Origin of the sequence: Geofilum rhodophaeum, from assembly GCF_002210225.1 — a bacterium.
GTDB lineage: Bacteria > Bacteroidota > Bacteroidia > Bacteroidales > Marinilabiliaceae > Geofilum > Geofilum rhodophaeum.
This window is the reverse complement of sequence record NZ_MWUJ01000031.1, coordinates 1-18,363: the sequence shown is the minus strand read 5'-3', so window position 1 is coordinate 18,363 and position 18,363 is coordinate 1. Positions and strand designations below refer to the sequence as shown.

The 18,363-nt window shown below is 45.0% G+C and carries 21 protein-coding genes and 2 tRNA genes; 15 read left to right on the top strand and 8 right to left on the bottom strand.

The features are described 5' to 3' along the window. The coding region (locus tag B4W65_RS16095; RefSeq protein ID WP_205741312.1) for a hypothetical protein at positions 1-509 on the top strand (509 nt) is incomplete at its 5' end. Between the two features lie 197 nt (positions 510-706). On the opposite strand, the gene B4W65_RS16090 is transcribed toward B4W65_RS16095, so the two are convergent. The 8 genes from B4W65_RS16090 to B4W65_RS16060 all read right to left on the bottom strand — a co-directional run bounded on the left by B4W65_RS16090 (position 707) and on the right by B4W65_RS16060 (position 9,215). Beyond that, positions 707-3,871, bottom strand: coding sequence for a type I restriction endonuclease subunit R (locus B4W65_RS16090; RefSeq protein ID WP_088656193.1), 3,165 nt, complete (start codon positions 3,869-3,871; stop codon positions 707-709). A gap of 14 nt (positions 3,872-3,885) precedes the next feature. After that, positions 3,886-5,061 (bottom strand): restriction endonuclease subunit S, encoded by a 1,176-nt coding sequence (locus tag B4W65_RS17485; protein WP_205741311.1) that lies wholly within the window; start codon positions 5,059-5,061, stop codon positions 3,886-3,888. Between the two features lies 1 nt (position 5,062). Continuing rightward, entirely contained in the window at positions 5,063-7,645 is a 2,583-nt protein-coding gene (locus B4W65_RS16080) for a type I restriction-modification system subunit M (RefSeq protein WP_088656192.1), read from the bottom strand. Positions 7,646-7,707: 62 nt separating this feature from the next. After that, complete coding sequence (locus B4W65_RS16075; RefSeq protein ID WP_088656191.1) at positions 7,708-8,025, bottom strand: hypothetical protein; 318 nt, start codon at positions 8,023-8,025, stop codon at positions 7,708-7,710. Next, positions 8,022-8,159, bottom strand: a complete 138-nt coding sequence (locus tag B4W65_RS17355; protein ID WP_158522876.1) for a hypothetical protein — start codon at positions 8,157-8,159, stop codon at positions 8,022-8,024. Before B4W65_RS17355 ends, B4W65_RS16075 begins: the two co-directional genes overlap by 4 nt. Then, the gene (locus tag B4W65_RS16070) at positions 8,149-8,652 is read right to left on the bottom strand and encodes a hypothetical protein (RefSeq protein WP_088656190.1); all 504 of its coding nucleotides are present in this window, start codon (positions 8,650-8,652) and stop codon (positions 8,149-8,151) included. The genes B4W65_RS17355 and B4W65_RS16070 overlap by 11 nt, the downstream gene beginning before the upstream one ends. A 390-nt stretch (positions 8,653-9,042) precedes the next feature. Continuing rightward, a tRNA-Pro gene (locus B4W65_RS16065) sits at positions 9,043-9,116 on the bottom strand. A gap of 12 nt (positions 9,117-9,128) precedes the next feature. Then, positions 9,129-9,215 (bottom strand) — tRNA-Ser (locus B4W65_RS16060). A gap of 241 nt (positions 9,216-9,456) precedes the next feature. Between B4W65_RS16060 and B4W65_RS16055 the strand changes: the two genes are divergently transcribed. The 14 genes from B4W65_RS16055 to B4W65_RS15990 all read left to right on the top strand — a co-directional run. After that, on the top strand, positions 9,457-10,485 hold the full coding sequence (locus B4W65_RS16055) for a chymotrypsin family serine protease (protein ID WP_088656189.1): 1,029 nt from the start codon (positions 9,457-9,459) through the stop codon (positions 10,483-10,485). Between the two features lie 5 nt (positions 10,486-10,490). Continuing rightward, a complete protein-coding gene (locus tag B4W65_RS16050; RefSeq protein ID WP_088656188.1) occupies positions 10,491-10,709 on the top strand; it encodes a hypothetical protein in 219 nt (72 codons plus the stop codon). A gap of 53 nt (positions 10,710-10,762) precedes the next feature. Continuing rightward, the gene (locus B4W65_RS16045; RefSeq protein WP_088656187.1) at positions 10,763-10,903 is read left to right on the top strand and encodes a zinc ribbon-containing protein; all 141 of its coding nucleotides are present in this window, start codon (positions 10,763-10,765) and stop codon (positions 10,901-10,903) included. A gap of 293 nt (positions 10,904-11,196) precedes the next feature. Next, positions 11,197-11,427, top strand: a complete 231-nt coding sequence (locus B4W65_RS16040; protein WP_088656186.1) for a helix-turn-helix domain-containing protein — start codon at positions 11,197-11,199, stop codon at positions 11,425-11,427. Continuing rightward, a complete protein-coding gene (locus B4W65_RS16035; protein ID WP_088656185.1) occupies positions 11,420-11,734 on the top strand; it encodes a HipA N-terminal domain-containing protein in 315 nt (104 codons plus the stop codon). Before B4W65_RS16040 ends, B4W65_RS16035 begins: the two co-directional genes overlap by 8 nt. 56 nt (positions 11,735-11,790) lie before the next feature. Continuing rightward, positions 11,791-12,663, top strand: a complete 873-nt coding sequence (locus B4W65_RS16030) for a HipA domain-containing protein (protein ID WP_240509592.1) — start codon at positions 11,791-11,793, stop codon at positions 12,661-12,663. Between the two features lie 168 nt (positions 12,664-12,831). Beyond that, positions 12,832-13,269, top strand: a complete 438-nt coding sequence (gene tssD, locus B4W65_RS16025) for a type VI secretion system tube protein TssD (protein WP_088656183.1) — start codon at positions 12,832-12,834, stop codon at positions 13,267-13,269. A 17-nt stretch (positions 13,270-13,286) separates the two neighbouring features. Then, on the top strand, positions 13,287-13,712 hold the full coding sequence (gene tssD / locus B4W65_RS16020) for a type VI secretion system tube protein TssD (protein WP_088656182.1): 426 nt from the start codon (positions 13,287-13,289) through the stop codon (positions 13,710-13,712). 3 nt (positions 13,713-13,715) lie between these two features. Next, positions 13,716-14,867 carry a hypothetical protein gene (locus B4W65_RS16015; RefSeq protein WP_088656181.1) on the top strand — a complete coding sequence of 384 codons (1,152 nt, stop codon included), beginning with the start codon at positions 13,716-13,718 and terminating at the stop codon, positions 14,865-14,867. 24 nt (positions 14,868-14,891) lie between these two features. Continuing rightward, positions 14,892-15,554, top strand: a complete 663-nt coding sequence (locus tag B4W65_RS16010; RefSeq protein ID WP_088656180.1) for a hypothetical protein — start codon at positions 14,892-14,894, stop codon at positions 15,552-15,554. 101 nt (positions 15,555-15,655) lie between these two features. Further along, positions 15,656-16,219: a hypothetical protein gene (locus B4W65_RS16005; protein ID WP_088656179.1), complete on the top strand. Its 564-nt coding sequence runs from the start codon at positions 15,656-15,658 to the stop codon at positions 16,217-16,219. Positions 16,220-16,230: 11 nt separating this feature from the next. Next, entirely contained in the window at positions 16,231-16,929 is a 699-nt protein-coding gene (locus tag B4W65_RS16000) for a hypothetical protein (RefSeq protein WP_146697814.1), read from the top strand. Between the two features lie 66 nt (positions 16,930-16,995). Next, positions 16,996-17,685 carry a hypothetical protein gene (locus tag B4W65_RS15995; RefSeq protein ID WP_088656177.1) on the top strand — a complete coding sequence of 230 codons (690 nt, stop codon included), beginning with the start codon at positions 16,996-16,998 and terminating at the stop codon, positions 17,683-17,685. A gap of 185 nt (positions 17,686-17,870) precedes the next feature. Further along, positions 17,871-18,363: hypothetical protein (locus B4W65_RS15990; RefSeq protein WP_146697813.1), on the top strand; the 493-nt coding region annotated here is incomplete at its 3' end.

The following is an 18,363-nucleotide window of genomic DNA, read 5'->3' as shown; positions in this document are numbered from 1 at the left end:
ACGTACTAGGCCGAATGCTTACGATAAAACAATTGATATTGGATTCAACTACGCAGAACCTACAGGAACAAATGGATAACAATGTAAGCAAAATAGCATTTGCGTTGGCAAAGGTTACCACGGAGCAGTTTGCCGTTATTGAGAACCGATCTGCTGAAGATGGAGAGTTCAGATTAAATGTTCATTTCCGCTTTGCAGCGGATCATCAAAGCAAAATGATAGGTGTATTTGCAAATTTCACTTTTGAGTGCAATTCCAATCCTTTCATTATTGTTGAATCGGGATGTCACTTTAATATCAAACCAGATTCATGGAGTGAATTGATAAACACAGAGAAAAATGAACTAACCGTTCCTAAAGGCATGATGCAACACTTAGGCGTTATAACTGTTGGGACGGCGCGAGGCATTTTACATGCAAAAACTGAGGGAACTCCTTTCAATCAATATTTACTGCCTACCGTAAATGTAGCTGAAATCATTACGCAAGACCAGGTGTTTCAACTTTAAGCAAGTAATGTTTTGAAATTAATTTTCATTCCGTTCTTTGAACTAAAAAAAACAACCATAATTGTGTCGATTGAATCCGACCAGGCGCTCACCCGAAAAAGCAAGCGTGGTCATCTTCTTCCACCAGTTTAAAAAAAGCCTTTTAGCGCCTGTTTCGGCGTAATACGATCGGCTCTTCACGTTTTCTAAAACTTGTCCTATGAGGGATCAATATCACCGGAAAAACCAGGACTTTCAATCTCAAAGCCACCTTTAAGGATGAAATCCTGAAGGAGGCTTTGTGTTTTGATTTTCACCTGGTAAGCAGGAATACTTTTGCCCTCCAGTCGCTCAAAGTAGGCTTTGGCTTTAAGGGGATCAACCGTATTTTTAAGATCATTGAAGCGGCCGTACTCGTTGATGTTGGCTTCGGTAATGGCGGCATGCATCATAGCGCGAAGCTTGGCTTCGTCCACACCCAGGGCCTGCGTCAGTTGACGAATTTCATCGTTTTTAGCCCTGTGCTGGTATTCGGTAATGTACTCGCGAAAGCTTTTGTCGGGCTCCTCCAAAATAAGGCTGTTGTGGACATCGTGAATAAAGAGGTTAGCAAATTTCTGCTCCTCCTGCGTGAGAGAGGCAAAGGACTTGTGCAGCTCATCCAAAACGGCTTGTAAATTCTCGCTGTCACGCCCTTCCTGCTTAAGTGTTTTAAGGAACTTCTTAAAGCGGGAATTCATGTAATTGGCATCTATCAAGCCCGTATCAATTTCCGTCAGGTAAGTATCAATTTCAAAAGGCACATCAGAAGTCGCACCAATTCCGCTCCCGATGTTGGACAGCTCCTTATATCGAAGTGCCAGAATAAGGTAGGTTTCCTTGTCGAAATTCAATCCCACCACAGTTTTGTTTCGACCCTTTCCAAATTCATATTCCGACTTTCCCCAGTTAAAGCCTTGAATCCTGGCGGCTTCAAGGTACTGACTCAGCTCTTTAAAAAGCCGGGCAAATACGGCTCTCTCGGATGGGTCAGCGGGCAATTTTTCAAAATTGGCCACGTCGGCACGATTGAAAAGCGCTGCAATCTGCTCATACAGCGTATTCATCATCTTCAAGTTGCCCTCGAGCCGCTGGGCAAAGAGCGCCACCGGCTTGTCGCCCGAATACAGCTTGACCGCTTTCTCAATATTTTGCTCCATGGTATGCGGCATCCGGTAATAGCGAATGGTCCCATGCGGTTTACCTGAGCCAAACAAACGGTTGGTGCGGGAAAAGGCCTGGATGATGCTTTCATACTTCAGCACCTTGTCCAGAAACAGCGTGTTGACCCATTTGGAATCAAAACCAGTCAGCATTTGATCCACCACAATCAACAAATCGATTTGACTTCCGGGTATTCTTTCAATTCTCAAATAAGGTTCCTTATGCGCCAAACGGGCAGCTACATCCCGCTTAAATTTCGCATGAGTAGCCAGCGTAAAATCCTGTCCGTACCTCAAGTTATAATCCTGAAGGATTTCAACAAGACCATCCTCCTTATAAAGTGCGCCGCCGTTGTTGTCGATATTCGGATCAAAAAGCGCCGTAATTTTCAAACTGTTTGGCTTCTTTTTAAACAAGCCATAGTAAGCAATGGCCTCAGCAATGCTGCTCGTGGCGAATATTGCATGAAACTTACTGTTTTGACTGATTGTGATCCAGTTGTCGAGAATATCCTCTATCACTTTAGCGCGGTGCTCCTCACGGTCGTACTGCGTTTTTGGCAAATAATTTTCAATGCCTTTGACGGCCTTTCCGGCTTTGTCAATATATCCGGCCATGGGCACCTCCTTTATAAACTTGTTGTAGATCGCAGTCTTTTCGGGAGATGAAAAAACATCCTGTTCATCAACAGCATTTGCTTTTTTAAGGGCAACCGCCTTTCGCAAATCACGGTCCTTATAGGTCAACACCTTATAAGGGTCGAAGCCCAGCACATTTTTATCGCGGATGCCATCCGCAATGCTGTAGCGATGCAACTCATCGCCAAAAACATCGGCAGTGGTGTTCTTCTTCTTCTGATTCTCCTCATGAATGGGCGTACCGGTAAAGCCAAAAAACAGCGCCGACGGAAAAGTGTTTTTGATGGTAATGAGCATGTCTCCAAAAACCGAGCGATGCGCCTCATCCACAATAAATACAATCCGTTTGGCATTCATCAGCTGAACATCTCTGGTATTTAAGCCATCCGCTTCGTCCTTGATATTACTCATTTTCTGAATAGACGTCACAATCAGCGTATTGGCCGGGTCGTTGCTTTTTAGTTTGGTGACCAACACGCCGGTGTTTTCAGTAGCCTGCACCTCTTCATTATCCCCGGCAAAAGCCTTGTATTCGCGCAGCGACTGCGTACCCAACTCAATGCGATCCATCAAAAAAATCACCTTATCGGCATCCTTACTGCTGGCAATCAACTGCGCCGACTTAAAGCTCGTCATCGTCTTTCCCGATCCGGTAGTGTGCCAGATGTACCCGCCCAGCAAGTTTTGATCCTTCCAATTGGTTTTAGCCACCTTGTCGGATATGGCATGCGCCGCATAATACTGATAGCTGCGCATTACCTTCAGAATGCCGTCCGAATTATCGGCCACCGTGTAAAAACCAATCAGCTGATGCGCCATGGGAATGTTCAGCAGTCGCGCCACAATGCTCTTCCAGTCGTTCAGCGGCTCATTATCAAAATCGGCCCAATGAAAATAAAAGTCCTTATTGAATTTACCATCCGGACCGGGGTTGGCGAAATACACAGTCTCATTGGGCTCCATAGCCACAAACACCTGTATCAGTGAAAAAATGCCCGAAAAGATGCCCTCGTGGGCATACTTTTCAATTTGGTTGTAGGCCTGACTGACATGCACCCCGCTCTTTTTGAGTTCGATGTGAATCACCGGCATGCCGTTAATCAGCAACATCAAGTCGCCCCGCCGGTCGTGTAACATCTTTGATCGACCTTTGTACCTGGGCTGTTGCACAATCTGGTAGCGACTTTGGCCCGCCGCAATTTCGTGACGGTCGTATATTTTAAGGCTCACCTCCTTACCAAGGTGCAGTTTATCCTCCGGATTATCCCGCGTAATGGCCACCGATTTCCCGTTGATGAAGCTGTTTAGTTTCAGCGGCGTACGCAGCGCCGTAATTTGCTCAATGATCTGTTGCATCTCCCCATTGGTCAGCGGGATATCGTTCAGACGGTCGATGTCCCGATTGTTTTCATAGAGGATGTCGGCCCAGTTACGAAGCAAGTCCTCCTCCGTAGGGTTTTTGATGACAGCCTTTTCCCATCCCTTTTTGGATAGTTCAAGAATCAGGGCTTGTTCAAAATCGCTTTCTGAGGTATAGGTCATTGTACCATTACTTTTTACACAAACATCTTCTCCAGACAGGCTTTTTTGATGTTTTGGAGTTTTTCTAACTCTTTTCGTTTTAAATCAATCAAACTGTCTATACCATTAAGAATCATTCCAATTTTCCTCTGCTCAGCTAGTGATGGTATCGGAATTAAAAAATTTCCTAAATTACTCCGACTAATCCTTTGCCTAGTGCCTCCAGCAAGGAGATTCTTTACTATTTTAAAATAGTATTCCGTTGATAAATACTGGATCAAGTAATTGTTTTCACATTTTTCAGATGTTCTTACAATGGTGCAGTCAACAGCTGTAATCGCTTTATCTTTTATTTTTGGCACAATACACGCTCTTCCAGCGGGTTCAGGTAAACGAGAAATAAGAATATCTCCGGGCCATATTTCGGTACAATGAAGGTTTAAAAACGTGTCTTCAGACACCCATTTAGATTTGTCTGGTTTGTCAATAAAAAGATTTACACCAACATTACCAGTTTGAAGTAGCCGTATTCCATTTTCAGACTGATCTTTTGATTCAATCCAATCCCCATCTGCAAATAAAGTACATAGTTCACTTAATTTTATCTCCTCCCACTTCCCTTCAAACCCTTCAAACCGTATTTCAGGCACATCCGCACCATTCTTCGGGAACATTTTTTCAAGCATTGCTTTTTTAATGTTCGTGAGCTTGTTGTACTTTTTTTGGTGGAGGGTGATGAGTTGGTCGAGGTGTTGAAAAAAATCAGATATTTTTACTTGCTCATTAAATTGAGGAATTTTTATTTTTTTATCATGCACATCATTTCGATTAAGAGTTGGAACACCGCTACCGGTACCATACCGCTGCAATCCCAATCTCTTATACATAAAATAAATATATCGCGGATGATTTTCATAATAGCAGGTAACCCATAAGGTGGTATTATGTGGCCAATAATTTGATTCAGAATAATGAACATTCCCAATCGTGCCTGAACGACCAGTAATTACTCCTGGGCCTTTAACCATAAAATCAGAGTGATATTCATTTACACCATTTGACATTACAACTGGATAATTCCCATTTTTCATTTTGCTTTTAGGTAAATCGAATCCTCTTTGTAAAGGAGCTGCTTCAAAGATTTTCTTCTCCTCCCACTCCCCACTAAAGCCCTTAAACCTAACCTCCGGCACCTTCTTTTTCGTCTCCATCTTATTCACCTTTTAGGAAAGTTTTAAACTCATTGAGGCCTTTCATGTCGAACTCACTGCCGGTCAACTCATCAATGAGGGCGGCCAGGGCCTTTTCGGTTTCGTTTATCTCGGTGGCCACATGGGCATAGGTGGTGGCGTATTTCTGCGCCAGTGCCTGCACTTTGTTGGTCAGCTCAGAGATAACTACCCCCGGTGCATTATTCAAAGAGGTCAGCAAGGGCTTAATCCATTTGAGCTCCAGCAGTTCATACACCTGTTCGTCGGTCAGACTTTCAATAGTCTCTTTGGTCTGAAGGTGGAGTTTGGCCTCGCGGGTTTTCACCGCTTTCTTCAATTCTTTTTCTTCTGAAATAAGCTGGTCGGCTTTCAGGATTTTGGCCTCGTAGCTGTCGTCGGGAAAGGCTGCGTTTTTCCGGGCATCGGCTTTGAGTTGCCTGGCTTCACGGGCGACTGCCGCGTTGACAAAGCTGTCCTTGGCGTCGTTAACGGTGTCGCCTTCCTTTTCCTCTTCGGACAGGCCATCGAGCAGTTCTTCCAGTTCGGCTGCGATTTCCAGCAGGCGGTTTTCGTTTTGCCTGAGTTGCTGCAATTCGTCGTTGAGACAATGCGCTTGCACCAGGTCGAAGGGCAGTATGCGTCCCACCCAGCCTTCCTGGACTTCCTGCTCCTTGCCGTTCACTTTTTTGGATACCATGTTGGGATCCACCTTTTTGGCGGAGGCGAAGCTTTCGGTTTGAATGATCTCCAGATCGATTTTGATCTTGTTCCATTCATCGTCGAGCAGCTGATAGACATGGTATTTGTCGATGAGGGGCATGGTGCTCAGGCGACTAAAAATCTGTTCGCTCAACACTGCTTTCTCCTTCGTGATTTTTACGCTTTGGGCATTGGTCAGCAACTCGGTTTTCAGGTAGGGGCCCAAATCTTCAAAGGCCGCTGAAAAGGTGTTTACAAAACCAACAACGTCGGGATGCTCGTTAATGGCTGTTTTAATATCGTCCACCTTCAATTCAAAGGTGTGGCCGGAGGTGTTGGAGAAAAGCGCAGCCCGCAAAGCGGGGAAAGCCTTCCAAAAGACACTAAGCTGGTCGATTTCTTTTTCGGGAATACCGCCAAACATGGAGGCGTAAATGTCCCAGCTTTCGGCGTTTTCGGAGGAGTCCACATACCGGGGTATGTTGAGGTTGTAGTCGTTCTCGCGGATTTCGTCCTTGCTGACCAGTCTGGAGAATTTGGGATGACTGGTCCTGCCGATGACGGCATCGGTAATCCTTTTGATATCGGAGGCTCTGAGTTGGTTGTTCTTCCCGACTTTCACAAAGCCTTTGGAGGCATCGACGATCAGGACATCGGAGTTGTTGCGCTTTTGTTTCAGAACTAGGATGACGGTAGGAATGCCCGTGCCGAAGAAGATGTTGGCCGGCAGTCCGATGATGGCGTCGATGTGGTTGCTCTCGATGAGTTTCTTTCGGATGCTGCCTTCCTCGCCACCGCGGAACAGTACGCCGTGCGGTAAAACGATGGTCATTATGCCATCGGGCTTAACGTGGTAGAGGTCGTGCAACAAAAAGGCGTAATCGGCTTTTGTTTTGGGGGCCAGCCCAAAACGGGCATAGCGCGGGTCGGTTTCTTTGTTCTCCGACTCCCACTTCTGCGAGTAAGGGGGATTGGAAACCACGGCATCGACATAGAGCGCCTCGTAGCTGCCTATGGGGTCGTTTTCGTCGAACCAGGGCCAATCGGACTCCAGGGTGTCGGCATTGCGCGTTACGATGTTATCGGGCAGAATGCCTCGCATGACCAAATTCATACGGGTCAGGTTGTAGGTATTTTCCTTGATTTCCTGGGCGTAGTATTTGATGTTGTTTTCATCGTCGATGTGCCGGGCCACGCTGTTGCCAATGTTGATCAACAGGGAGCCGGAGCCGCTGGTGGGGTCATAAATTTGAATTTCCTTTTTATCCTTCAGGTGGTCGGCCACAATTTCGGACATCAACAGGGAAACTTCGTGCGGGGTATAGAATTCGCCGGCTTTTTTGCCCGCGTTAGCGGCAAACATGCCGATGAGGTATTCATAGATGAAGCCGAGCACATCGTAGTCCTGCTTGCCATCCATGGGGATGTCTTTTATCAGCTGAATGAGCTGCGTGATGGCTTTGGTCTGCGAAGCGGCGCTTTCGCCCATCTTACTTAAACCGGTCTCCAAGGTGTTGAATATCCCGTCGAACAGCTTTTTGTGGACCGGACTGATGGAGCGGCTGAAGGCGGACAAGGCTACGCGGACACTGGAGACATCAAAGTCTCTGCCCATGGCTATCCACGTAGAAAAAAGGTCCTTGTAGGCAATAAAGTAACCGATGTTGCTTTTTATGTACTCTACTTTTTCGGTATCCTCTTCGCTGAGTGCCTGTATGGCCTCAGGGGGAAACTCTTCTTTCTTCAGGAAGTTCAGTTCGTAATCGGACAGGTATTTGTAGAATATAAAACCCAGTATGTAATCTTTGTAATCATTGGCTTCAATCTTGGAACGCATGTTGTTGGCCGACTCCCAGATTTTTGCGGCAAGCTTTTGTTTGTTCATGTTTGGTGCTTAGTTTGTAATTCCTGTGCTAAGATAGAAAGATAACCCCCAAACAGGGTTCGTTAAATCCCATAATCATGATTGATAATTTGTACAATTTTTTCTTCTACAATTGACATACGTTCTGCTAACATCAACGGATGAATGTGTGCTACCAAGACTTCTTGCATCATGCCTCTATTTGTGATGTTTTGTATTTGTTCTTGAATGAAGTGGGCAATTCTACTATCATCCTTCGCGATTTCTTCCACTATTCCCATTCGGTTATCTAGTACATAGATGATGTCCTCCATATCGTGACTGGTGCGATAATCGGAACCTCTGCTATTAAAAGCCTCAAACTTGGTGGCTAAGTAGCATGGCGCAGAAAGAATTTTCACTTCCTGGTCTTTGGCTTTTGCAGTCCATATAAACTTACCACCGCACCACCCACAAACACCATATGATGTTTGATGTCTTTTAAGGCTGCTGCTACTTCGGCTACTACCGCAATATTGATGGTTCTATTCTCCAAGTTCCAGACGTTTTTTGAGTTCCATTACTGCCAATTCTCTTTCTCTGGCTCTACCCACACGCAAGGCATCTGTTAAAGCCAATAATTCATACAGTCGCGCATCCTTTAAAGCTGCTTCGGGCACGGTGGGGTATAATGGCTGTATGCTGTGCCCGCGGACAGTGCCTTTTCCGTAAGGCCAAACATAGTCTTCTGCGCTTTGTATGTGCTCTTTTAACGGTTTTGCCGAATGCGACGTAGGCACCCCACGCACTACAGGTCCCGGTTTTTGAGGAAAAACATAACGTAAACCATACTGTAAGAGCTCCATCAAGGCCATTCTCATTACGGTTTTGCCATCGGGAGACAATAAGCCGGCATATTTACACCGGGCCACTGCGCCACTTACTTCAGATTGGCTCATAACTAAGTCCTCTGCCATGGGTTTCTGATTCCAGGATGGATTATTGTTGCTCACTATTTTTAGTAACAGCAACACATCTTGCGGCTTCATATGTTGGTTTTGCGCTCTCATATTATCCCATATAGCGTATCGCGATATGCAATATTACAATGAAAATCCTGTTTTTCAATGCCATTTACAAAATAATCGCGTATTGCAATTTGCGATAAATCAAATTCACCCTTCTCGAACTAAGGATTGATAGATTATATTACCATCGATGGGTGAGATATTGGTTCAACTGACGTAAACTGGTAACATGCCGTTTCTGACCTTGTTACGGCGTACAATAAACTGAATGCCAGAGTTGTTAATTGTTGTTCAACGTTTTGCTCTCATTTTGTTGAAAAATATCAATTCGAATTAAACCCCACAAAAAACACAAAAGCCTGCAAATCTTACGATTTGCAGGCTTTTATTCGGGGTTGCTTCCCCATTTTGTCGGGGTACCAGGATTCGAACCTGGGACCCCCTGGTCCCAAACCAGGTGCGCTACCGGACTGCGCTACACCCCGAGCAAATAATAGCGGAGAGAGGGGGATTCGAACCCCCGGTACGGTTACCCGTACGGCAGTTTAGCAAACTGCTGGTTTCAGCCACTCACCCATCCCTCCGGTTATTTTTTTGCAACGCAATCCGCTTTTGAATTGCGAATGCAAATGTATAAAATACTTCCGCATCTCCAAAACAAAAAATCAAAATAAAAGGGGCAAAATTGCGGCCGTGACAATAAGTCCATGCCTTTGAGCCACTAAGCTTGCTCATTTTATTATTATGCCGTAAATTTCATCCAATTTATGGCCCCAATTCGCTTACTGCCCCATTGCAAACCCAATACCTTAACACACATTTTTTATGCCTACCAATTTTGAAAACACGCTTAAGCAACTTGAAGTTGCACGCAAGGAACTGATGACCAAGCCCAATGTGGTGGCCACCGGCATCGGCTTTAAAAAAACGGCCGGAAAAAACACGCCCGAACTGGCCATTGTTTGCTCAGTTGATTCTAAAAAGCCATTGGCTCAATTAAAAAGCTCGGCAGTAATACCCGCACGCATTCAGGACGTACCTACCGATGTGGTGGCTACGGGAATGATGCGGGCGTTTACGGCCCCCACGGAACGTTTTCGGCCCGCCCCCGGCGGCTGCAGCGTGAGTCACCCCAATGTAACTGCAGGCACTCTGGGCTGCTGGGTTAAGCACCAGGGCGAGCTCTACCTGCTGTCGAACAACCACGTACTTGCCAACAGCAACGAGGCTGCAAAGGGCGACCTGATTCTGCAACCCGGGGTGCACGACGGCGGGCTCCTGCCCGACGATGTGCTGGCAGAGCTGGCCGACTTTATCCCTCTGCATTTCAGGGAAGAAGACTACGCATCGGATTGCAGGATGAGCCGTTGGCTCACTGCCTGCCTCAACGGCTTGTATCGCTTAACAGGCAGTCGTACCCGCATCAAAGCTTACCGCGTTGAAAAAGGAGCCAATCTGGTAGATTGCGCCATCGCCAAACCGATCGATGTCAACAACATCGACCTGAACATCCTGCAAATTGGAGCCATACAGGGACTGGGTAAGGGCGAACTGGGGATGCATGTAAAGAAGATGGGGCGTACTACGGGACTGACTACCGGGGTAATTGAACAGACCGATGTAATGGTGAATGTGAGCTACGGCTACAACAAAACGGCGCTGTTTACCAACCAACTTCTGGCCGGTCCCATGAGTGAAGGGGGCGACAGCGGCTCGGCGGTGCTCGATTTTGACGCTAAGCTGATAGGACTCCTTTTTGGCGGCAGCGAATCGGCTACCCTTATCAACCGCATCGATGATGTTTTTGGCGCACTGAAACTGACGCTGCCCGACCCGCAAACAACAAACACCTAAAAAATATGGATGAGCAAACGCGGGCGTTGCGCTTGAAAAGGCAATACGAAAAAAAATGGATGCAGCTCGATGGCGTGGTGGCCGTTGGTCTGGGTGGAGCACCCGACAAACCTGCCATCATTGTGTCCTGCCTTCATAACGAGGACGAATTACGCACCCAACTGCCCGCTTCGCTCAAGAACATTCCGGTACTTGTGCAACGTTCCGGGGAATTTCACATCTGATTTCGATTATATTTTGTACCTTAAGACTTTACTAACCACAAAAACGTGAGATTATGCCTACAACAGGAGAAAAACCCGGAAAAGGAAAGTACAAATGTAAAAAATGCGGGAAAGTCATCACCCTGGACAACGACAGCGATCAGTTGCCACCCTGCCCGGTTTGTCAGCATACCGAATGGGATAAAATCCAGTAAGTAAAACCAATCGCTGAAAGCGGCCCCTGCAAAGGGGCCCTTTTTTTACCCCTTCCTCCCACCCCGAAATCTTTGGAACCGCACTGTTCTGTAACAAAACCTTACCGCCCGGGCAGTAAAAATCATTTTCAAACAAACAACCAAAACCACTACAAAACTGAATACTCGCACATTATAGACATCACCCCTCCTTGCATTTTTGACATTTTACCACTTTAGCGGTAAAATATTGCAAATTGCTTGTTGCACACCATCTTTTTTCATATTTTTACTGCTACAACAACAATATCATCATGCTTGAGCCTCTATTATTAGCAAATATCGTTCGTAAGCATCGCAAGATGGCTGGTTTGTCCCAACAGCAACTCGCAGAGTTGGCTGGTGTCGGCAAGACGGTTGTTTTCGATTTGGAGAAAGGTAAGGAGACCATTCAATTGAAGACACTCCGTAAAATATTACATGTACTAAACATCAAAGTACAGCTCACCAGTCCCATGATGAATCAAGTAATCAACCATGCGTAAAGCCATCGTATACATCAATAATATAGAAGCTGGCGCCTTCTTCGAACTCGATTTTCTAAAATCCTATCGTTTTCAATACCTCGATGGTTATTCTGGTGAAGCCATCTCTCTTACGATGCCGGTTTCTCAAAGAATTTATGAATACGCAAGCTTTCCGCCATTTTTCGATGGCTTATTACCTGAAGGTCATCAACTCGAAGGATTACTAAAATTTGGGAAGATCGACCGTAACGATCTGTTCTCTCAACTCATAGCCGTTGGCGATGATCTTGTAGGAAATGTAACCTTAAAGGAGACATCAGAATGAATCGTTGCCCCATAAGCTATAAGCCCTGTGGCGACCAGATGTACAGCCCCGAAGGCTTGAAAAAACTCTCTGCATCGCTCAAGGAAATCTCCCTATTGAATTTCACTGCCGAAGAATTGCGGTCCGAAGCCATGATTCGCGCTTCCAAAATGTCTATTCAAGGGGTTCAACCCAAATTAAGTGCCGCACTCAACATCAAGGAGCACCGCTTTGATATTGTTGACAAAAACGGACGCTTCCTACTCAAACCGCCTCATCACCTGTTTCCTGAATTACCGCAGAACGAGGATCTCACCATGCACCTGGCATCGACCATTGGTATTGATGTGCCTTTACACGGTCTTGTGTATTCCAAAGACTATAACTTGACTTATTTCATCAAACGATTCGACAGAAAAGGGCAAAAAGAAAAGATCCACACCGAAGACTTCGCCCAGCTGGCAGGTTTAAGTCGTGATACAAAATACAACTACACCATGGAGAAACTGGTACGTCTTATTGATGAATACTGCAGCTTCCCGGTAATTGAAAAAGCCAAACTTTTCAAACGCGTGCTTTTCAACTTTCTTGTTGGAAATGAAGACATGCACCTGAAAAACTACTCCATCATCATTAACAAAGGTAAAGTAGAACTCTCGCCTGCTTACGACCTGCTTAATTCAACCATTGTGCTAAAAGGCGACATTGAAGAGATAGCCCTCCATTTAAAAGGAAAAAAAAGCAACTTAAACAGAGAAATTCTGGTTAATTATTTCGGCAAAGAACGGTGCGAACTGACAGATGCAGTAATCGACAAAACAATGGACCTAATAAAAGACGCCCTGCCATCCTGGTTTAAGCTCATCGACATCAGTTTTTTGTCCGATGATATGAAGGAAAGATATCAATCACTGTTACAAAAACGAATCAAAATCCTGGGTCTCTCCTAAGAAATCAACTTATTGATAGCGACAAACACCAGGTTGTTATCATAACAATTAACTTGTTGCACATTTTTCGATTTTGAACCTATTACAAAAAATCATAGATTTGGGTTGTAAACAGCTGCAGCAGAACCACTGCAGCAACAGTATTAACCAAAACCACAACCCAATATTATGTTTGGATACAAATGTTTTCTGCGCCTCGGGTCCCTGTCTGACGCCAGCGAAGCCAGCCTACTCAGCGAGGGCTATGAATTATTATCCTGCAACTACTCCTTTTCGCAGGGAACCGACCAAAACGGTAAAGCCCAAGCGGATGTAACAGGCGGCATTATACGCATGATTTACCCAAACCTGCCATCGAAGGAATTGACCGATTGGATGAAGACATCCAACAAGCTGCTCAGTGGCGCTTTGGTACTGCTCGATGCCGAAGGCATTCCCGCCGAAAAAGTCATGTTTGAAGATGCGGCCTGCGTCGGCATGGAAATCAACTTTACGGAGGAAGGCGCAAGCTATGCAGCCACCAGTCTGACCTTGAGCGTCCGCAAACTTACCCTGGGCGCTATTGAGAAAAGCTTTCGCTGGGTAAACATGGGACAAAATGCTTAACCTTAAAACCTATAACTATGAATCCATATAATCTGGCCCAGGAAGATGCCAGCCTGTCTGTTCACCTCCAACTGGAAGGAGAACCCGCAGGCAAAGAATACGCCGTTTCACAATTCAATATGGTTTTTACTCAGTCCATGGACAACAAAGGTGAGCCCCAGGACTTTGTACGGGGCGGAAGAATGTTGCTCACCATAAAAGAACTGGTATCGGAAAACGTCCATCTTTGGGCCATTAAGGAACAAACGCTCAAAGAAGGGGAGATTGTTTTCAGTCGGGAAGGCGCCAATGCCGCACTCAAAATCAAGTTCAAAAATGCTTACTGCATTGGTTACGACCGCGACATCAATGCATTTGGCGGAGTGGCTACCCATTTGACCATTTCTCCTGAGCAGGTTTGGCTTAACGATACCGAGTTCTACAACCGCTGGTTAAAAAAATAAGTTATGCCCAGATTCAACAATCGTTTCATCGACGCAGAGACTTACGCATTTTTCAAGAAAATTCGTATGCCCTACACCGGCTTTGTTAAAGGTAAGGGCTACGCCTACACACACGCCAACACCGTATTCCCTGCCCACCAATGTGCCGTAACCCCTCCCACAATGGTGCCCTACAACCAGGCCCACTGCCAAACGGTACTGTTTCAGTATATGAACACCTCGCCCGATGCCATTGCACGCAGCTACAACCTGAGCAAAGAAGATTTGGTGCGCACAGTAGTCCGCAGGCGTCCCGGGGGCGGACTCACAGTCAATTGGGGCAATGGCAGCTTTAAGCAGTTTGAAGTCGGCACCGTTATGAACGCACGCATACATGAAACCAATGGTCGCCTGGCCTTTGAAATTGTATTCAAGCCACTGGATGGGAAGACAGAGAAACTCACGGGTTTTGTAAGCGATATGCCCCGGGTCTTTGGCAAACACAGCAGCGATATGCCCTTGGACATCCCAGGTGAACACAACTTTTCAACAAGCGATGTTACGGCTTCACTTTTCGACGAAAAGCTACCAGCAGACAAAGCCGCTGTAAAAAAACGAACTCCTTACACCCAAAGCTTTGGCTACATCTTTACAGACCCCTCGGGAACAGCTGCCCCCGATGCCTCGCCCTTCCGGGCCAGGCACACAGCAGAATTCCCCGACGCCCTTTCCTGGTTTGCCCTTTTTGGCAGCTATGGTCGCCCCTGGGCCAACAGCCGCGGCACCAACTTCTGGGGCAACTTTGGAAAAAGTATCGAAAAGCTCTCTGAAGTCGGCGAATCGGTCAAGCCAGAAGAAGTGTATGGACCGGGAGCTATTGGGGCAAAAGGGGATTCTGTACAACTTAAACTCCCTGGCAGAAAGGCGCCAGTTGGGTTTACACATAAAATAAGGCATCCAACCTCGGGAGAGTATCACAAAATAGACCATTTCGAATCAGACTCCCTTGAGATTGAAGTCAAACATCGTTGGACTGGGTATCGTGATTCAGTATTAGTCTGGCGCTATGCAGAAGGGCCAGATTCATTGGTCCGAATCACTCCAACAGGAAAAGACCTCTACCTAAGATGGCCACCGAACTCCTTTTACCTCAAGGGTCCTCTGGAAGACAAATAAATTACACACAAGGATTACTTTGACATGAAAAACAAAATTAAACAGATCTTGACTTCTGCAATACTATTAACTATTATTTTTTCATGTTGCTCAAGAACTAGGAATATACATGACCAAGATATAGAGCAAGCACTGAACAAGGCTATCGATATTGCTGTGCTGCAATTTGAAGATCCGGATTATCGAATTTCGCCAAACTTTCACTCCGAACTTACACATTCTATTGTGTATGCGAGTTTTGACTCTGCTATGGATCTAAATTATGACTCTACAGAATTAAGGAAATTTTCCCAGCAGTGCTTTGCATTAGAAGGCGTACAAATCAGCCAGTGGGTTAAGGACAAGGCAAAACTCAAACGCATTTCAGAGGATTTTCAGGACTTACTAATTGTTGTCAGCTCTCCAATGGTGGATGACAAAAACAGTCGAATATTTTTTTATGTCCAGACGTATTATCCCGACTTTGATTATAACATAAAGACCTTAGCCTCCTTCATCGGATTTGAGTTAAAAACAGAAAAGGTAAGCGGAGGCTTGGAACTGGGATCAATTTCAGCCTTTACAAATTTCCAACCAATCTTTCCATCCTCTAAAGATTCGGTTCCAATTCTCCCCCCTGCCGGCGTTTCCATAACCAAAATACAAATGAATCCGGACCCCGATAATGCTTCACAACTCGACCAATGAAAAGAAAACCCGAAATGATACCAATTAACTGGGGAAAGGACCCCTACAGGCCCGGAGATAGTTGACATACATTTATTTACAGCATTTCAAGCTGCTTTACCATGAAAAAAAGAATTACACTTTCCGTTTTAGGTCTGCTGGCTGCCACCGGGCTGGTTTTTGGAATATGGAAATGGCATATAAACAAGCAAATTAAAGAGGTAGGTGACCTGATGATTGCAGCCAATGCGCTAGAAGACATCCTGAAAAGACTCGATGGCACATTACCGGAAAGCTCATTCGGTTTGCAGTCATCTGCTCATATGGGAATTTCGGACCAGGCACTTTTCGCCGTCTTTTCGTCTACCAAACTTCCATTAACGGAAGACGATATTGCGGAGCTGGTTAAACAATACCACAAGGGTAAAGGTCAATCACACAGCCCCATTGTTTTACGTACATTAAATAACAGGCTAACAGAAACCCTAAGCTATCCCTATGTTCAGACCAGCATCCCTTTGGTAAATAAGGACAAACAAATCATTTTCTATATCGTGGAGGAATTTTTCGAGGGCCAGACAAAAAACAACACAAAGCTCCATGCGGTATCCTATGTTATGGAAGAGAAGCAAATATCGACTCGAATTTCAACCCACGCAATTGGGGCCTATCCCTTTTCCTATTGACAAGGTTAATTATGAGAACAACACCTACCGCGCTAGCAATTACATGGCTTATCTGCATCCCACTGACGGCTTGCACTTTGAGTAATAAAAACTCAACCAACAGTCGGACTGAACAAGAAAAGACAGGCCATCAACGGCTGTCCACAACCACCTTATACCCCAGTCTTGGAATAGAAGAAACCATCTTCTTCTCTGAATATGGAGATACAACAGCAGTCGATTACATCATGGACAATCAAGCTGTTTCTGTAAGCTATTCAGGCGATACAATCGAGTACAACTTTGTAATTACAGACACAAATGAAGAAGTCTATTTTAACGACTACATAAAGGTGCTCAAAAACAAGGATGTTGTGGTCGAAGAATCTGAGTTACTCGCCTTTAAAGAAAAAGAGGATACGCTTTATGTTGATTTAATCGGACCAGAATTCCTTTTCATCCCATTCGATCCTTCGGCGACTACTCCTAAAGAACTATCGAGAAAAGTTCCTCTACCCATAAAAATTCCTTCCGTGGAAATGGACGGGTTTGATTTAGAAATCCGCATAGGTCGCCTACACACCGATGAAGTTGGGGACACCTTCGTGGTGGTTAGAGATTTAATTATTTCTCCCCAGGAGAGACTGATTTTTCAAGAATTCCTGGGTCTAAACAACATATTGGACGAGCATCTTGCCAGGAACACCCTTCAACTAAACGCCCCCATCTAAACGCTTCCTTCACCACCGGGTCGGGAGGGAAACCGATAAAGTCGAGCTCGGCGCAAATTTCAAACAATGAATAAAACACTCGCAACTCTTATTGCAGGCTGTTTATCAACATCTTGCAGCATAGAACAAACATCAAATGACCATTGGCGCACATATACTTTCGAGGAGAAAGAGTTTTACACAGATGGAAATTTAAAAAGCCTGCACCAGTGGAACGACACGGGACCGGAAAATCCACTTGCCGACGAGATATATACTTTCTTCTCAGAGAAAGGAGATACGCTCTCTCAAAGGGTCAATTTTTATTCGTTAGGCGTGGTTATCGAACGCAGTCAAAAAAATACAGATTATACATTCTATAAGGTATGGCAGCCAAGCCTTATCAACGAGAAACTGGTGATTAACCCTGAAGGAGATGTACAAAAAGAAGAGAGCATTTTCATGCACATCATAGATAAAAACGACAGTATAGGCTTTAAATACCTGGGGATGGAGGTCATTGATTTCACCATTTCACTCTACCCTTCCGAACAAGAAGAGTTGGTTAACCCTGCCTATTCATTTCTGGTAAAGACAACGGAACCATATTACATTCCAAAGGAACAACTATACGACAATCAGCTGATCGATATTGAATATAGACGAAAGGGAAGACTGGGGAGCCAAGACAGCACCTATTCAATATTAAGCTTTAACTCCACATTTCGGCTTTACGAAAAATACGAACTACAAAGGTTAACCAACATTCACTTTTAACCACAAATGGCAATCCAGTAAATAGAATAAACCCCGAACAAAGCTGCACTTTCTATCCTGATGTTACTACCTTCTGCAAATTAAACATTCCAAAAGACAACGAACCTATTAAGTTTAAGACCAATAGCTCAGGCTACAAATTAAAATCGCACAGGATTAACACAAACAAAAACTTTGAATTTGCTATGAAAGGGAGCTCAAACTTAAAAATTACAGTTTGGATTTTGATAACCATTAACTTGGCCTCTTGCGTCAACAACGCAGACTCTGGGCAACTGATCTCCAACCAGGATGTCAAACAAGTCATAAATACGGCAATTAATTCTGCAGTAGACAGGTACGAGAACCCTGATTTCCGGATTGCTCCTTATTTCCATTCAGAACTAACAGACTCCATTATCATCAATAGTTTCTTTTCGGCTGAAGGAATTTCTTATGACAACAATAAACTAAACGAGTTTGCCGAAATGTACTTGGCGGGGGAAGGGGTCAACATCAGCCCTTGGATTAGTGACAATGAGAAGCAAAACAGGATTTCCGACGAATTTCATGACTTACTAATTGTTGTAAGCTCTCCAATGATTGACAATGAAAAAAGGCGAGTCTTTCTATATGTCCAGACCTATTATCCCGACTTTGATTACAACATAAGAACCTTAGCCTCCTTCATCGGATTTG

Coding starts and splice junctions, on each gene's coding strand:
- tssD (WP_088656182.1), top strand. CDS start 13,287: ATGAATCCATATAATCTGGCCCAGGAAGATGCCAGCCTGTCTGTTCAC.
- B4W65_RS16045 (WP_088656187.1), top strand. CDS start 10,763: ATGCCTACAACAGGAGAAAAACCCGGAAAAGGAAAGTACAAATGTAAA.
- B4W65_RS16005 (WP_088656179.1), top strand. CDS start 15,656: ATGAAAAAAAGAATTACACTTTCCGTTTTAGGTCTGCTGGCTGCCACC.
- B4W65_RS16055 (WP_088656189.1), top strand. CDS start 9,457: ATGCCTACCAATTTTGAAAACACGCTTAAGCAACTTGAAGTTGCACGC.
- B4W65_RS16035 (WP_088656185.1), top strand. CDS start 11,420: ATGCGTAAAGCCATCGTATACATCAATAATATAGAAGCTGGCGCCTTC.
- B4W65_RS16010 (WP_088656180.1), top strand. CDS start 14,892: ATGAAAAACAAAATTAAACAGATCTTGACTTCTGCAATACTATTAACT.
- B4W65_RS16015 (WP_088656181.1), top strand. CDS start 13,716: ATGCCCAGATTCAACAATCGTTTCATCGACGCAGAGACTTACGCATTT.
- B4W65_RS16000 (WP_146697814.1), top strand. CDS start 16,231: ATGAGAACAACACCTACCGCGCTAGCAATTACATGGCTTATCTGCATC.
- tssD (WP_088656183.1), top strand. CDS start 12,832: ATGTTTGGATACAAATGTTTTCTGCGCCTCGGGTCCCTGTCTGACGCC.
- B4W65_RS16050 (WP_088656188.1), top strand. CDS start 10,491: ATGGATGAGCAAACGCGGGCGTTGCGCTTGAAAAGGCAATACGAAAAA.
- B4W65_RS15995 (WP_088656177.1), top strand. CDS start 16,996: ATGAATAAAACACTCGCAACTCTTATTGCAGGCTGTTTATCAACATCT.
- B4W65_RS16090 (WP_088656193.1), bottom strand. CDS start 3,871: ATGACCTATACCTCAGAAAGCGATTTTGAACAAGCCCTGATTCTTGAA.
- B4W65_RS16080 (WP_088656192.1), bottom strand. CDS start 7,645: ATGAACAAACAAAAGCTTGCCGCAAAAATCTGGGAGTCGGCCAACAAC.
- B4W65_RS16040 (WP_088656186.1), top strand. CDS start 11,197: ATGCTTGAGCCTCTATTATTAGCAAATATCGTTCGTAAGCATCGCAAG.
- B4W65_RS17485 (WP_205741311.1), bottom strand. CDS start 5,061: ATGGAGACGAAAAAGAAGGTGCCGGAGGTTAGGTTTAAGGGCTTTAGT.
- B4W65_RS16070 (WP_088656190.1), bottom strand. CDS start 8,652: ATGAAGCCGCAAGATGTGTTGCTGTTACTAAAAATAGTGAGCAACAAT.